This is a genomic window from Actinomycetospora sp. 2LY8.5 (genome assembly GCF_057180585.1).
This window is the reverse complement of record NZ_JBXUHE010000014.1, coordinates 20,768-35,996: the sequence shown is the minus strand read 5'-3', so window position 1 is coordinate 35,996 and position 15,229 is coordinate 20,768. Positions and strand designations below refer to the sequence as shown.

General features: G+C 74.3%; 14 protein-coding genes. 1 reads left to right on the top strand and 13 read right to left on the bottom strand.

Annotation, left to right across the window (positions count from 1 at the left end; genetic code table 11):
• Positions 1-47 precede the first annotated feature (47 nt).
• Complete coding sequence (locus AC2A1K_RS17085; RefSeq protein WP_483897502.1) at positions 48-446, top strand: VOC family protein; 399 nt, start codon at positions 48-50, stop codon at positions 444-446.
• On the opposite strand, the gene AC2A1K_RS17080 is transcribed toward AC2A1K_RS17085, so the two are convergent.
• The 13 genes from AC2A1K_RS17080 to mftE all read right to left on the bottom strand — a co-directional run bounded on the left by AC2A1K_RS17080 (position 432) and on the right by mftE (position 15,220).
• Complete coding sequence (locus AC2A1K_RS17080) at positions 432-1,097, bottom strand: helix-turn-helix domain-containing protein (RefSeq protein ID WP_483897501.1); 666 nt, start codon at positions 1,095-1,097, stop codon at positions 432-434. The genes AC2A1K_RS17085 and AC2A1K_RS17080 overlap by 15 nt on opposite strands.
• Positions 1,098-1,131: 34 nt before the next feature.
• Positions 1,132-2,163, bottom strand: a complete 1,032-nt coding sequence (locus tag AC2A1K_RS17075; RefSeq protein ID WP_483897500.1) for a P1 family peptidase — start codon at positions 2,161-2,163, stop codon at positions 1,132-1,134.
• Positions 2,148-2,792 (bottom strand): thiamine phosphate synthase, encoded by a 645-nt coding sequence (thiE, locus tag AC2A1K_RS17070; protein ID WP_483897499.1) that lies wholly within the window; start codon positions 2,790-2,792, stop codon positions 2,148-2,150. Before thiE ends, AC2A1K_RS17075 begins: the two co-directional genes overlap by 16 nt.
• A gap of 84 nt (positions 2,793-2,876) precedes the next feature.
• On the bottom strand, positions 2,877-3,785 hold the full coding sequence (locus tag AC2A1K_RS17065) for an SRPBCC family protein (RefSeq protein ID WP_483897498.1): 909 nt from the start codon (positions 3,783-3,785) through the stop codon (positions 2,877-2,879).
• 108 nt (positions 3,786-3,893) lie between these two features.
• Positions 3,894-4,763, bottom strand: a complete 870-nt coding sequence (locus AC2A1K_RS17060; RefSeq protein WP_483897497.1) for an FAD binding domain-containing protein — start codon at positions 4,761-4,763, stop codon at positions 3,894-3,896.
• Positions 4,760-7,258: a xanthine dehydrogenase family protein molybdopterin-binding subunit gene (locus AC2A1K_RS17055; RefSeq protein WP_483897496.1), complete on the bottom strand. Its 2,499-nt coding sequence runs from the start codon at positions 7,256-7,258 to the stop codon at positions 4,760-4,762. Before AC2A1K_RS17055 ends, AC2A1K_RS17060 begins: the two co-directional genes overlap by 4 nt.
• The gene (locus AC2A1K_RS17050; RefSeq protein ID WP_483897495.1) at positions 7,258-7,782 is read right to left on the bottom strand and encodes a (2Fe-2S)-binding protein; all 525 of its coding nucleotides are present in this window, start codon (positions 7,780-7,782) and stop codon (positions 7,258-7,260) included. The genes AC2A1K_RS17055 and AC2A1K_RS17050 overlap by 1 nt, the downstream gene beginning before the upstream one ends.
• Before the next feature lie 407 nt (positions 7,783-8,189).
• Positions 8,190-10,862: a pyruvate, phosphate dikinase gene (gene ppdK / locus AC2A1K_RS17045; RefSeq protein WP_483897494.1), complete on the bottom strand. Its 2,673-nt coding sequence runs from the start codon at positions 10,860-10,862 to the stop codon at positions 8,190-8,192.
• A gap of 105 nt (positions 10,863-10,967) precedes the next feature.
• Positions 10,968-11,603, bottom strand: coding sequence for an MOSC domain-containing protein (locus AC2A1K_RS17040; protein WP_483897493.1), 636 nt, complete (start codon positions 11,601-11,603; stop codon positions 10,968-10,970).
• The gene (locus AC2A1K_RS17035) at positions 11,600-13,189 is read right to left on the bottom strand and encodes a glycosyltransferase (protein ID WP_483897492.1); all 1,590 of its coding nucleotides are present in this window, start codon (positions 13,187-13,189) and stop codon (positions 11,600-11,602) included. The genes AC2A1K_RS17040 and AC2A1K_RS17035 overlap by 4 nt, the downstream gene beginning before the upstream one ends.
• Before the next feature lie 111 nt (positions 13,190-13,300).
• Positions 13,301-13,930: a phosphoribosyltransferase gene (locus AC2A1K_RS17030; protein ID WP_483897491.1), complete on the bottom strand. Its 630-nt coding sequence runs from the start codon at positions 13,928-13,930 to the stop codon at positions 13,301-13,303.
• Between the two features lie 9 nt (positions 13,931-13,939).
• Positions 13,940-14,374, bottom strand: coding sequence for a PaaI family thioesterase (locus AC2A1K_RS17025; protein WP_483897490.1), 435 nt, complete (start codon positions 14,372-14,374; stop codon positions 13,940-13,942).
• Between the two features lie 168 nt (positions 14,375-14,542).
• Positions 14,543-15,220 carry a mycofactocin biosynthesis peptidyl-dipeptidase MftE gene (mftE, locus tag AC2A1K_RS17020; RefSeq protein WP_483897489.1) on the bottom strand — a complete coding sequence of 226 codons (678 nt, stop codon included), beginning with the start codon at positions 15,218-15,220 and terminating at the stop codon, positions 14,543-14,545.
• Positions 15,221-15,229: the final 9 nt, after the last annotated feature.

Sequence of the window (15,229 nt, the reverse complement as noted above, 5' to 3'; positions counted from 1 at the left end):
CGATCGCTCCAAGCCCTCCCGCAGGGACGGTGCCTACGGTGAGCGCCATGGCCCCCCGACTCTCCGTCGTCGAGCTGGTGGTCGCCGACATGGCCACCACGCTCGCGTTCTACCGCCGCCTCGGCATCGACGCCCCGCCCGAGGCCGACACGCAGCCACACGTCGAGGTCGATCTCGGCGGCGGGCTGCGCCTCGCCTTCGACACCGAGGACACCATCCGCTCGTTCGACCCGTCCTGGTCCCCGCCGACCGGCGGTCCCCGTAGCGCTCTCGCGTTCGCGTGCGACTCGCCCGCGGAGGTCGACACGACCTTCGCCGCCCTGGTCGAGGCCGGGCACCACGGCGAGCTCGAGCCCTGGGACGCGTTCTGGGGCCAGCGCTTCGCGACCGTGCAGGACCCCGACGGCGGGACGGTGGACCTGTTCGCGGCGCTACCGGCCGAGTAGCCGGGTGGGCGTCGTCCCGGCCAGCGCCCGCACCTCGCGCGCCAGGTGGGGCTGGTCGGCGAAGCCCTCGGCGGCGGCGACGTCGGCCCACGGCGTGCCCTCGCGGGCGCGGGCCAGCGCGCGTTGCAGGCGCAGGATGCGCCCGAGGTGCTGGGGCCCGTAGCCGAACACCGGCAGGCAGCGCCGGTGCAGCGTGCGCGGGGTGGTGCCGAGGTCGTCGGCGAGCCCGGCCACGTCGGCGCCCCGGGCGAGCGCCCCGAACACGCGCGCGCCGAAGCGCTCGTCGGCACCCGGTGGCGTGGCGGTGGCGACGCCGCGCAGGACGCCGGCCGGGTCGTCGGCCGCCCGCTCGGAGAGCTCGCGCGCGGCCGCCTCGCTCCACAGCACGTCGAGCGCGACGGTGGTGTCGCGCAGCTCGTCGGCGCGCAGCCCGAGCAGGGCGGGGCCGCGGCCGTGCGAGAACCGCAGGCCCACGTGGCGCCGCCCGCCGCCGTCGTCGAACCGCGCACCCCCGTCGGGCCCGGCGACGACCAGACCGCGGCCGTTCCAGATCAGGTCGAGGCAGCCGTCGGGCAGGATCGTCCCGGGCGCCCCGGCGGCGCTCCAGAGCACGACGCCCGGCGCCACCCGGCGCTCGCGGTAGCCGTCCACACCCCCATGGTGCCCCGCGGTGGGCGCGCGAGGGTCAGCCGAGGAGGTCGCGGTAGCTGCGCCAGTGCCCGGCGGGGGTCTCGACGCTGTGCGCGGCGAGCACGGCGTGCACGACGGCGCGGGTCACGCAGTCGGCGCCCGCGGTGAGGATCTCCTGCACACCGGCCAGGTCGGGCGCCGGGCGCGCGGCCGTCGCGAGCCCGAAGAACGTGTCGCCGTCGGTCATCCCGTGGGCGGGGCGCACGGACCGGGCGAGACCGCTCTGGCCGACGGCGGCGAGCTTCGCGCACTGCGCCACCGTGAGCCCGGCGTCGGTGGCGACGACGCCGATCGTGGTGTTGAGCGTGGGCGGAGCGGCGGCCGCGCGCAGCGACCGGAGCAGCGCCGCCCGGTCCTCGGGCAGCGCGGGGGGCTCGGCGTCGCCGTCCCGGCGGTGGCGGGCGCCCCACAGCTCGCCGGTGGCGGGGTCCACCGCGGACCCGGCGGCGTTGGCGACGACGAGCGCGGCGACGACCGTGCCGTCGGCGAGCACCCACGACGCCGAACCGACCCCGCCCTTGAGCCCGCCGACCAGGGTCCCGGTGCCCGCCCCCACCACGCCCTGGGCGGGCGGTGCGTCGGTGCAGGCCCCCAGCGCCGCCGCGCCCGTCTGCGCACCGGGGCGGGCGGTGAAGCGCCCGCCGCGCCCGAGGTCGAAGACCACCGCCGCGGGCACCACCGGCACCACCTCGCCGGGCCCGCCGACCGGGAAGCCCCGGCCCTGGGCGCCGAGGGCGTCGGCGACGCCCGAGGCGGCGGCGAGCCCGTAGGCGCTGCCGCCGGTGAGTACGACGGCGTGCACGCGCTCGACGAGCGTGCGCGGGTCGAGAGCGTCGGTCTCGCGGGTGCCGGGCCCGCCGCCGCGCACGTCGACACCCGCCACCGCGCCCTCGGAGCCGGGCAGCACGACCGTCGTGCCCGACAGCGCCCCCTCCCCCACCAGCTCCGCGTGCCCGACCTGCAGGCCGGGGACGTCGACGATCGTGTTGGTGGCGCCGGGGTGCACGGCGGTCAGCCTGTCACGCACCTGTCGATCACGGTGCGCAGCGCGCGGGCCGCCGCCCCGGGGTCGGGCGCCGCGGCGATCGCCGAGCTCACGGCGAGCCCGTCGACGCCGGTGGCGAGCACCTCGGCGGCGTTGCCGGCGTCGATCCCGCCGATCGCGACGGTCGGTACACCGAGCTCGGCGGCGTCGGCGACGTGCCGGCGCAGGCCGTCGAGACCGGTGGCGGGCGCGGCATCGGGCTTCGTCGCCGTGGTGAACACCGGGCCGATGCCCAGCAGGCCGACGACGTCCGGAGCCACGTCGGCCAGGTCGTCCGGGCCGGTGACCGACCAGCCGATCGCGAGGTCGTCCCCGGCCACCCGGAAGGCGGCGACGGGCGGGAGGTCGTGACGGCCGAGGTGCACGCCGTCGGCGCCGGCGGCCAGGGCGACGTCGAGGCGGTCGTCGACGACCACCGCGACACCCGTGCCCCGCAGCGTCATGACGACGCCGAGGGCCGCCTCGTACAGCGCGAGCCCCGTCGCCCGCGGCGAGCGGACCTGCACGGCGGTCACCCCGCCGTCGACGGCGGCCCGCACGACGGCGAACGGGTCGGCCGGCCCGTGCACCGGGTCGACGAGGAGGTAGAGGCGCGGGTCGAGAGCGGTCATCGCACCAGGCTGCCCGTTCCGGAACGACCGAAGGGCACCGTCGATCGAACGAGCCGATCGACGGTGCCCTTCGGTCAGGAACCGCTACGACTTCGAGCCGCCGCGCGCGATCAGGATGATCGCGATGATCGCGGCGAGCACGCCGGCGCCGATGCCCACGGGCACGAGGCGCTTGAGGACGGCCTCCCGCGAGCTGTCGAGCAGGTCGATCGCCTCGGCCTGCGGGCGGCGCGCCGTCGACGCGGCGGCACCGGCCGCGGCACCGGCGGTGCTACCGACCGTGCTGCCGACCGTGCTGCCGACCGAGCCGCCGGGCTTGGCGCCCTGGTCGGCCTGGGCGGCCGCCGCGACCGTGGTCGGCATCGCCGCGGCCGCGGGGGCCCCCGAGCCGGACGAGACCGGCGTCGGCGCGGCGGGCGCGCCGACCGGGGCCTCGCCGGCCGAGCCCGCGGAGCCGGACGCGGCGGACGCCGCCGCCGGGGTCGTGCCGTTGCCGCCGCTCGCCGGGGCCTCCGACGTGGCAGCCGGGGCGGCCGCTCCGGCGGAGCTGGCGCCGAACTCGTCGGCGAGGCAGGACGCGAACTGGCCCAGGATCTTGTCGCCGACGTCGGACATGACGCCGCGGCCGAACTGGGCGGGCTTGCCGGTCACCTGCATCTCGGTGAGGACGGTGACCTTGGTCTTGCCCCCGCCGGCGTCGGCCATCGTCAGCGTCGCCTTGGCCGACGCGGTGCCGTTGCCGCGGGAGTCGCGGCCCTGGGCGTCGACGACGACCTTGTGGTTGGACTTGTCGCGCTCGACGAAGGTGCCCTTACCCTTGTAGGTCATCGAGATCGGGCCGAGCTTCACCTTCACGGTGCCGGTGAAGTCGTCACCGTCGTGCGAGTCGAGGGTGGCACCCGGGAAGCAGGGAGTGACCTTCTCGGGGTCGTTCAGGGCGTCGAACACGGTGTCGATGTCCACCGGGACGGTGAACTCGTTCTCCAGCTTCACGTGCTCCTCCTCGAAGAGGGTGCGGATCACGACGGCGGCCCGCCCCCGCGGTGCGGGGGCGGGCCGGGGCGTCGTGACGATCGGGTCGTCAGCGAGTGGTCGACGTGGTCAGCCCACGGCCGCGAGGACGGCCCGGCCCGTGAGCACCCGGGCGAGGTGCTCGCGGTAGTCCGAACCGGCGTCCGCGTCCGCGGTCGGGCTGGTGCCCTCGGCGGCGGCCTGGGCGGCCTGACGGACATTCTCCTCGGTTGCCGACTGCCCGACCAGCGCTGCCTCCACACCACGGGCACGCACCGGCGTGCCCGCCATGTTGGTGAGACCGATGCGCGCGTCGGTGATCGAGCCGCCGTCGACCTTGACGGTGGCCGCAACCGCGACGATCGACCAGGCCTGGGCGACCCGGTTGAACTTCTCGTACCGCGCGCCCCACCCGGTGTACTTCGGGAAGCGGATCTCCGTGAGGAGCTCGCCCTCGCCGATGGCGGTGGTGAAGTAGTCCTCGAAGAAGTCCGCGGCCGCGACCGTGCGGGTCGCGGCCCCGGATCCGTTCGGGCCGGGGCCGGCGATGACGAACTGCGCGTCGAGGGCCAGCGCCGGCGCCGCGAGGTCGCCGGCCGGGTCGGCGTGGGCCAGGGCCCCGCCGAGCGTGCCCCGGTGGCGGACCTGCGGGTCCGCCACCGTCTTCGTCGCCTCCTGGATGAGGGCGACGTGCTGGCGCAGGGTGTCGTCACGGGCGACGTCGTAGTGCGAGGTCATCGCCCCGACCACGACGGAGTCGCCGTCCTCGCGGACGCCCTTGAGCTCCGCGATCCCGCCGAGATCGATGATCAGCGACGGGTCGGCCATCCGGAGCCGGAGCACCGGCAGCAGGCTCTGACCGCCGGCCAGGAGCTTGGCGTCGTCGCCGCCGTCACGCAGGGCCTGCACCGCCTCCTCGACGGTGGTGGGCCGGACGTAGTCGAACTGGGCCGGGATCACAGGTTGCCTCCCTCGGGCATGTCACGGGCGGTGGAGCCGAGGCCCGCGCCCGGCGAGGCGACGTTCGCCTCGTCCGCGCGGCTCGCGGTGCCCTTGGCGTCCCTATCGGCGTGCTGTCCTCTCTGTATGGCCGTCCAGACCCGGTACGGGGTCGTGGGCATCTCGACGTCGGAGACACCGAGGTGGCGGATCGCGTCGAGCACCGAGTTCACGACCGCCGGGGTGGAGGCGATCGTCCCGGCCTCGCCGACCCCCTTGACCCCGAGCGGGTTGGTGGTCGACGCGGTCGTGGTGTTCGCGGTGTCGAAGTGGATCAGGTCCGCCGCGGTGGGCAGCGTGTAGTCGACCAGCGTGCCCGAGAGCAGCGTGCCCTGGTCGTCGTACGCGGCCTCCTCGTAGAGGGCCTGGGCGATGCCCTGCGCCAGGCCGCCGTGGACCTGGCCCTCCACGATCAGCGGGTTGATGACGTTGCCGACGTCGTCGACGCAGACGTACTTGTACATCTCGACGAAGCCGGTCTCGGTGTCGACCTCGACGGCGCACAGGTGTGTGCCGTGCGGGAACGAGAAGTTCTCGGGGTCGAACGTCGCGTGGGCGTCGATGTCGGGCTCGATGCCCTCGGGGTAGTCGTGGGCCGCGAACACCGCGAGCGCGATGTCCTGGATGCCCACACCCTTGTCGGTGCCCTTGACCGTGAACCTGCCGCCCGAGAACTCGAGGTCGCCCTCGGAGGCCTCGAGCATGTGCGCCGCGATCGGCTTGGCCTTCTCGATCACCTTCTCGGCCGCCTTGACCACGGCGACGCCGCCGACGGCGAGCGAGCGCGAGCCGTAGGTGTCGAGGCCCTTGTACGACGACTGGGTGTCGCCGTGGAGGATCTCGACGTCGTCGAACGGGACGCCGAGCTGGTCGGCGACGATCTGCGAGAACGCCGTCTCGTGGCCCTGCCCGTGCGGGCTGACGCCGACGACGACCTCGACCTTGCCGGTGGGCTGCATCCGGATGGACGCGGTCTCCCAGCCGCCGGCGCCGTAGTCGAGCGAGCCGAGCACGCGGGACGGGGCCAGGCCGCACATCTCGGTGAAGGTCGAGATGCCGATGCCGAGCTGCTTGACGTCGCCGCGCCGGCGCCGCTCGGCCTGCTCACGGCGCAGCCCGTCGTAGTCGAACATCTGCTTGGCCTGCTCGGTGGCGGCCTCGTAGTTGCCCGTGTCGTAGGTCAGCGTGCTGACCGTGGTGAACGGGAACTCCTCGTGGGAGATCCAGTTCTTCTCGCGGAACTCGAGGGGCTCCATACCCAGCTCGAGGGCCGCCTCGTCCATCAGGCGCTCGATGCCGAAGGTGGCCTCCGGGCGGCCGGCGCCGCGGTAGGCGTCGGTGAGCGTCTTGGTGGTGAAGACGTTGGTGCAGTCGAAGCGGTAGGCCGGGATCTTGTAGATCGCGTTGAACATGAACGCGCCGAGGATCGGCACGCCCGGCCCGACGAGGCCGAGGTAGGCGCCCATGTCGGCGATCAGCTTGACGTCCAGGCCGGTGATCTTGCCGTCCTTGGTGACCGACATGGCCAGCTCCTGGACCTGGTCACGGCCGTGGTGGGCGGTGAGCAGCGACTCGGAGCGGGTCTCGGTCCACTTCACCGGCTTGCCCAGCTTGCGGGCCACCAGCAGCGTGAGGACCTCCTCGGGCGCAACGGCGATCTTGCCGCCGAACCCGCCGCCGACGTCCGGGGCGATGACGCGGATCTTGTGCTCGGGCAGGCCGAGCGTCAGCGCGAGCATCGTCTTGAGGATGTGCGGCACCTGGGTGGACGACCACATCGTCAGCTGCTCGCTGTTGGGGTCGACCACCGTGGAGCGCGGCTCCATGAACACCGGCACGAGGCGCTGCTGGCGGAAGCGGCGCCGCACGATGATCTGGTCGTCGTCCGACTCGGCCTTGCGCAGGGCCTCGGCGACGCTGCCGCCGGAGCCCGCCTCGCCGGAGTCGAACACCCACTGCGCGTTGGCGTTCGTGCCGATCTCCGGGTGCACGAGGGGGGCGCCGTCCTCGAGCGCCTTCTCCATGTCGAGGACCGGCTCGAGCTCGGAGTAGTCGACCTCGACGAGCTCGGCGGCGTCCTTGGCGATCGCCGCGCTGCGGGCGACCACCACGGCGACGCCCTCGCCGGCGAAGTTGACCCGGCTGCCGGCCAGGGCCGGGCGCTGCGGGGCCTTCATGTCCTTGGTGATCGGCCAGGCGCAGGGCAGCTGCACCTGGTCGGCGCCGATGTCGGCCGCCGAGTACACCGCGACGACGCCGGGGACCTGCTGGGCCGCCGAGGTGTCGATGCCCTTGATGTTCGCGTGCGCGAACGGGCTGCGGACGATCGAGAGGTGCAGCAGGCCGGTGAGGGCCTGGTTGTCGGTCCACCGGGTGCGCCCGGTGATGAGCCGACGATCCTCCTTGCGCCGCCGGTCCCGGCCGATCTCCGGGGCCGGCTGCTCCGTCGTCGTCATCAGGCGCCACCCCCGGCGACCGTCTGCTTGGCGCCGGCCTCGGCGGAGGGCGCACTGCCCGGCTTCATCTTCGACGACGCGTCCTGGACGGCGCGCACGATGTTCTGGTAGCCGGTGCAACGGCAGAGGTTGCCCTCGATGCCCTCGCGGATCTCCTGCTCCGACGGGTCCGGGTTGTCCCCGAGCAGGTCGATCGACTGCATGATCATGCCGGGCGTGCAGTAGCCGCACTGCAGGGCGTGGTTGTCGTGGAAGGCCTGCTGCATCGGGTGCAGCTGCCCGTCACGCTCGAGACCCTCGATGGTGAGGACCTCGGCGCCGTTCGCCTGCACCGCCAGCACCGAGCAGGACTTCACGCTCAGGCCGTCCAGGTGGACGGTGCACGCGCCGCAGTTGCTCGTGTCGCAGCCGATCACCGTGCCCGTCTTGCCGAGCCGTTCCCGCAGGTACTGGACGAGCAGCATGCGGGGCTCGACGTCGTCCTCGTAGACGAGGCCGTCGACGGTGGTCCGGATGCGTGCCATGGACCTCTCCTCACTCGGCTCGCCCGACGAGGTACCGGAGACCGACCGTCGTGCGCCGAGGACGTGGTGGTAGTGAGAACCGCGCCCGACCGGGCGGGGACGAGCGCAGGTTGCCGACCACCTCCGGCGTGGTGGCGGACACATCACACCCCCCTCGCGAGGGCAGCGCAACATCCACTGCGGGCCCGGCCGGTGCGATCGAACTCCGAGGTGGGAGCCCTTTTCAGCCCTGATTCCGCAAGCGCGGAACGATCGGTGACGCGGGGCCGATTCTGCGGCGTCGCGACCCCTCCGCGCCGGATGTCGGCGCCCGAAAGAGACCGGTACGGACAGTCGTGCCCCCCTCCGTTCGGAGGGGGGCCTCCGTCACGCGGAGCACACGTGACGCGACGACCCGAGATCGTCCGTCAGCCTCCCGACGCCGTCGCCGCGCGCCCGGCCTCGAGACGCGCCACCGGCACGCGGAACGGCGAGCAGGACACGTAGTCGAGGCCCGCGCGGTGGAAGAAGTGCACCGAGTCCGGGTCGCCGCCGTGCTCGCCGCAGATGCCGAGCTTGAGGTCGTGGCGGACCTCGCGGCCGCGCCACGACGCGATCTCGACGAGCTCACCGACGCCCTCGGTGTCGAGGGACTCGAACGGCGAGACCCCGAAGATCCCCGACTCCAGGTAGTCGGAGAAGAACGAGCTCTCCACGTCGTCGCGGGAGAAGCCCCACGTCGTCTGGGTCAGGTCGTTGGTGCCGAACGAGAAGAACTGCGCGGTCTCGGCGATCTGGGCCGCGACGAGCGCCGCGCGCGGCAGCTCGATCATGGTCCCGATCTGGTGCTCGACGGGCCGCCCGTCCACGGCCGACTCCGGCTCGGCCACCACCTCGGCGATCTCCGCCGCGACCGCCTGCAGCTCCTGCACGGTGCCGACCAGCGGCACCATGATCTCCGGGAGCACCGTGACGCCCTCGGCGGCCAGCGTCGCCGCCGCCCGTGTGATCGCGCGGATCTGCATGGCGAACAGCCCGGGCACCGCGATGCCCAGGCGCACGCCGCGCAGGCCGAGCATCGGGTTCTGTTCGTGCAGGCGCCGGACGTTGGCGAGCAGTTCCTCCTTCTCCTCGGTGAGCTCGCCGCGCTCGCGGTCGAGGGCCACCTCGACCGACAGGTCGGTGTAGTCGGGCAGGAACTCGTGCAGCGGCGGGTCGAGCAGCCGGATCGTGACGGGCAGGCCCGCCATCGCCCGGTAGATCGCGGTGAAGTCCTCGATCTGCAGCGGCAGGAGCGCCTGGAGCTGCTTCTCGCGGTCCTCGCGGGTCTCGGCCAGCACGAGCTTCTCGACGAGCTCGCGGCGCTCGCCGAGGAACATGTGCTCCGTGCGGCACAGGCCGATGCCCTCGGCGCCGAAGGTGCGGGCGAGCGCGGAGTCCTCGCCGGTGTCCGCGTTGGCCCGCACGCGCAGCCGCCGGGCGCCGTCGGCGTGGCGCATGATCCGGTCGACGGCGTCCACGAGCTCGCCGCGCTCGGTGGACGTGCCCTCGAAGTAGGCCATGACCGGGCTGGAGACCACCGGCACCTCGCCGAGATAGACCTCCCCGTTGGTGCCGTCGATGGAGATCGTGTCGCCTTCGACGATCTCGCGCCCGTCGGGCATCGTCATCTTCTTCGCGCGGACGTCGACCTCGAGCTCCTCGGCGCCGCAGACCGCGGTCTTGCCCATCCCGCGGGCGACGACCGCGGCGTGCGAGGTCCGCCCGCCCCGGCTGGTCAGCACGCCCTCGGCGGCGATCATGCCGTCGAGGTCGTCGGGGTTGGTCTCGCGGCGGACGAGGACGACCTTCTCGCCCTTCGCGCGGCGGACCGCGGTCGGCGAGTCGAACACCGCGATCCCGCTGGCCGCGCCCGGCGAGGCGTTCATCCCCGTCGTCAGCCGCTCCTTCACGGCGTCCTGGTCGAAGCGGGGGAACATCAGCTGGGCGAGCTGGTGGCCGGTGACGCGCTGCAGCGCCTCGTCCATGTCGATGAGGCCCTCGTCGACGAGCTGGACCGCGACGGTGAACGCCGCCGCAGCGGTGCGCTTGCCGACGCGGGTCTGCAACATCCAGAGCTTGCCGCGCTCGATCGTGAACTCGATGTCGCACAGGTCGCGGTAGTGACGCTCGAGGGTCGTCATGATCCCCCGGAGCTCGTCGTAGGCGGCCTTGTCGATCCGCTCGAGCTCGGTGAGGTGCAGGGTGTTGCGGATGCCGGCGACGACGTCCTCGCCCTGGGCGTTCTGCAGGTAGTCGCCGTAGATGCCCTGCTCGCCCGACGCCGGGTCGCGGGTGAAGGCGACGCCGGTGCCGGAGTCCATGCCGAGGTTGCCGAAGACCATCGAGCAGACGCTGACCGCGGTGCCGAGATCGGCGGGGATGCGCTCCTGGCGACGGTATATCGCGGCTCGTGCCGAGTTCCACGAGTCGAAGACCGCGCGGATCGCGAGGTCCATCTGCTCGCGCGGGTCCTGCGGGAAGTCGCGCCCGGCGTGCTCGCGGACGACACCCTTGAACGTCTCGACGAGCGCGCTGAAGTCGCCGGCGTCGAGGTCGAGGTCGTTGCTGGTGCCCTTGGCCTTCTTGGCGTCCTCGAGGGCGTCGTGGAAGTGCTCGGCGTCGATGTCGAGCACCGTCGCGCCGAACATCTGGATGAGGCGCCGGTAGGAGTCCCAGGCGAAGCGATCGTCCCCGGCCTGGGCGGCGAGCCCGTGCACCGAGCTGTCGTTGAGACCGACGTTGAGGACGGTCTCCATCATCCCGGGCATCGAGAACTTCGCGCCGGAGCGCACCGAGACGAGCAGCGGGTCGTCGGCCTGGCCGAGCTGCTTGCCCATCGCCTTCTCGAGTGCGACGAGGTGCTCGGTGACCTCGTCGGCCAGCCCGGGCGGCTCGCTGCCCTCGGCGAGATAGACCCGGCAGGCCTCCGTCGTGATCGTGAACCCGGGCGGTACCGGCAGACCGAGATTGGTCATCTCGGCCAGGTTGGCGCCCTTGCCGCCGAGCAGGTCCTTCTGGTCGCGGTCACCCTCGGCGAAGTCGTACACGAACTTGGTCATGTGCTGCGTCCTCGTCCCCCGGTAGTCCGACCGAGAAACCTTGGCACGCGCCGCCGCCGCCGGACACGTCCGAGCGGCCCGGCCTGACCGGTCCAGTGGGCGACCTCAGTCTCTTGACATCAGCCGCTTCCGTGCCCACTCGTGGTACCAGGACGGCAGACCGGGGGCGTCGAGCAGTCGCGCCGCGCGGTCGCGGTGGTGGTGGTAGATGGCGAAGACGTCGGCGACGCCGAGGCCGTGATCGGGCCGGTGGCTCACGGTGAGCGGGTCGCCGGGGGTGATGGTGCCGGTGGTTCTCACCCTGAGATACACGCCTGGTCGGTTCGCGGCGACGAACCTGCGCGGCATGGTGGGGTCGCCGGCGCGCAGGCCGAGCTTGAAGCAGGGGATGCGCGGCTGGACGACCTCGAGCTCGGCGGTGCCGATCCGCCAGCGTTCCCCGATCGTCGCGCCGCGCAGGTCGTAGCCGACGGTGGTCAGGTTCTGGCCGAAGACGAGGTCGTCGAGTCCCGGGAGCTCCGCGCGCCACCACGCGAGGTCCTCCTCGGCGTAGGCGTAGACCGACTTCTCCGGGCCGCCGTGGTTGACGCGGTCGGCCTGCTCGTCGCCGGCGAGGTTCTCCGGGCCGACCTCGACGGGCCCGTCGACCGGTTGCTTCCAGATGGCGGTGCTGGTGGTCTCGCCCGGTCTCGGCCCGGCGACCGCGCGCGGGCGGCCGACGGCGACGGTGCGGACGATCACTGCGGCGCCTTCCCGCTGAGGTCCGGGCGCAGCGGCGCGACCGTGCGATGGCGCCACGCGCCCCACCAGAGCCCGGCGCCGTAGGCGAGATCGTCGAGCCGGTGGGCGACGACGTGCCCGAGGGCGTCGCCCGGCCCCGTGCCGGGCTCGCGGAACCGGACCCAGTCGGCGAGGCCTTCGACGACGGCGGCGGCGAGGAGCGCCCGGCGGACTCTCTGCGAGAAGAGTGCACCGACGACGGCCGCGGGCCACCAGTGCCGCGTCAGCGCCCCGGCCGCCTGCCAGAGCGCGCCGCCGAGACCCCACGGCGCGAGCACCGCGGCGAGGCGGACTGCTCGCGCCGTGTCAGCGGCGTGGCGCTGCAGACGTTGAGTGTCCGTATCGCCACGCGCTCGATCCTCGCCTCGGCGCGTGGTGTCCAGGCCGCGCGCGAGACGGACGGTGGCGAGGACCGTGACGCCGCCCGCCGCGGCCGTGCTCCACCCCCGCTGGACGCCGAGGAGCGTGACGGCGGCGGAGGTCCACGGGGCGAGCGCCACCGGCGGCACGCGGCGCGGGTGGCGCAGGGCGAGCGGGGCGGCGCCGGTGCCGTAGAAGGCCTTGCGCGCGAGCCACGGACCGACGGTGTCGCGGTGCTCGTGGGCCACCCGCGAGGTGGGCTCGTAGCGCAGCCGCCAGCCCTCGCTCGCGATACGCCAGACGAGGTCGACGTCCTCGGCGACCGGCATCTCCTCCGAGAACCCCCCACCGAGGGCCTCGCGGCGCACGACCAGGGCGGCGCTGGGCACGTAGGCCACCCGCGAGCGGGCGGTGACCGGGGCAGGACGCGCGCCGAGGTCGAGGCTGGAGCGCCGGTGCTCGTAGCGCGCGACGACCCGGCGCACGATCGAGCGGGGGGCTTTCCTGACGGTGGACGTCAGCGTGGCCGCCACGCCGACACCACCCTCGCCCGGCGTGTCGCGCGGCGAGGATGTGGCGAGCCTGGCGTCGGACGCCAGCGATGCCGCATCGCTGGTAGCTCCGGACCACGCGACGATCCGGGGGGCGACGAGGGCGACGGCGGGGTCGGCGAGGTGGCCCAGGAGCGGAGCGAGCCAGCCGGGTTCGGGGACGACGTCGGAGTCGAGGAACGCGACGAGCGCGCCGGTCGACGCCGCGGCGCCCGTGTTGCGCGCGGCGGCGGGCCCGCGGGAGACGTCGTGGCGCACGACGCGCGCTCGCCCGGCGGCAGCGACGCGCTCGGTGGCGGCGGGGTCGGCGGAGCCGTCGTCGACGACCACGATCTCGCCCACCCCGGACAGTGCCCCGAGCAGCCGCGCCAGCTCCCGGGGCCGGTCGCGCACGGGCACGACGACCGACACGGCCGCGGCGTCCGGGGCGTCGGGGTGGCCGGGCTCCGGGTGCGCGACGCCGGCGTCGGTGAGCAGGCGCGCGAGGGCTGCGGACGTCGCGTCGGTGACGGTCAGCCGCGCGTCGGCGGGAATCCCCGACGGGCCCGCGAGCCGCCGGTGGGCGGCCGCCGACAGGCGCAGCACGCGCGGCGGCGACCCGCCGACCAGCGTGCGCCCGCCGTCGACGCGCAGCACGCGGCGGTCGAGGACGACGGTCCAGCCCGAGGGCGGGCGCGACGCTCGGGCGGGGGCGGCGACGGGTGCGGTGGCGATGGCGGGCGAGTCTAGGCAGCGCCGTCACGCCGGTCAGCGACCGAGGACACGTCTCACGTCGTCGTCGGTGAGCTGGTCGAAGTCGTCGTAGAGGTCGCCCACGGCACGGAAGTCGTCCGGCACGAGCACCGCGACCAGGGCGTCGCGCCACCCCGCCAGTCGCTCCAGGGAGGGCGGCGACGCCACGGGCACCCCGAGCAGCAGGCGCGCGGGCCCGGCGGCGGCGATCGCCCCGAGGGCCGCCAGCACCGTCATCCCGGTCGCGATCCCGTCGTCGACGAGCACGACGTCGCGCCCCGGGACCCGGTCGCGCCACCCCGCGCCGTAGGCCTCCTCCCGGCGGGCGGCCTCGGCGCGTTCGGTGTCGACGACGTCGGCGAGCGCGTCCGGGATGAGGCCGGCGGTGCGCAGCGCCCGGTCGAACCACACCGGCTCGCCGTCGACCGCCACGGCGCCGAGCCCCGCCTCGGGACGCCCGGGTGCGGTGATCTTGCGAGCGACGCCCACGTCGACCTCGGCCCCGGGCAGGACCGCCGCGGCGGCGACGGCGACCGGCACCCCGCCCCGTGCCAGCCCGACGACCAGCGGGCGCTCGAGGCCCGCGCTCGCCATCCGCTCGCCCACGGCGCGGCCGGCGGCGGCGCGGTCGGCGAACGGACGCATCGCGGCAGCCTAGGTCGCGCCCACGATCGACTTGGTGATCTGGCTCAGCGCGACGGGCCGGTCGGGCCCGTCCTCGATGCTCGCGGTGACGCTGACGAAGGCGAGCTCGCGGGCCCGCTTGGCCAGCTTCCCGACCACGCGGACCCGTCGGCCCACCGCCGCGGGGCGCAGGTACTGCGTCGCGATCTGGTGGGTGACCGCGTGCTGTGCCGGCGTCAGCGTGGGCAACACGGCGAGGTACCCGGCGAGCTCGATCGCGGCACCGAGCGCGGCGGAGTGGGCGGTGGCGGCAGGGGTGGCGGCGATCCCCGCCACGGGGAGCACGACGCCGTCGAGCGGGGCGTACGGGTCGACGAACTCGACGCCCAGCGCGTCGGGGAGCGCCACCGCGAGCGCGGCCTCGGCGCGGGCCAGGAGATCGTCGCCGGCGAGCAGTCCGGTCATGCCACCCGAGTGTCCGCCGGGCCCGTGAACGACGTGAGGACGGCCGTCGTCGTCGGGCCGAACCCGTCGGCTCCTTCGGGGACGATCAGGACATGTCGCCGCCGTCGCTGTTCCTCGACCACGCGACCGGCGCGGTCGACCGGCTCGCCGAGGCGGTGGTGCACCGGCTCAGGTGAGGCGACCCGTCGTCTCGTCGACGGCCCAACGCTCCACCGCCGTCACCAGCCCGGCGACCATCACCGACACCGTCTCCGCGCCCTCGGCCCCGCTCGCGCCTGCGGGGTCACCGAGCACGCCGTTCGGGCTCACGTCGCGCACCGAGCCGGCCGCGATGACGGGCATGAGATCGCGCAGCGGCGCGGTGTTGCCGGGCTCCGCGAGATCGTCGCGGACGGCGTCCGGGGCGAGCGCGAGCATCACCGACGTCTCGTGGCGCCCGGCGTGGGCGTCGGCGCCGGGGAGCCCGCACGGGAACCAGGCGACGTCGCGGCCCTCCGAGCGCACCATCGGCACCGCGACGCGCAGCGCAGCGACGTTGCCGCCGTGCCCGTTGACGAGCACGAGCCGGCGCGCGAAGCGGCACGCCGAGCGGCCGAGCTCGACGATCACGGCAGCGAGGGTCTCGGTGCCGATGGAGACGGTGCCGGGGAAGCCCTCGTGCTCCCCGGAGGCGCCGTAGGGCAGGGCGGGCGCGGACGGGAGGCCGCTCCGCGCGGCGACGGTGGCGGCGACGGTGGTGTCGGTGCCCAGCGGCAGGTGCGGGCCGTGCTGCTCGGTGGCCCCGAGCGGCACGAGCAGCACCGGCACATCCTCGCACTCCACCCACCGCGCGTCCCCGAGCTGCACGCGCCCGAG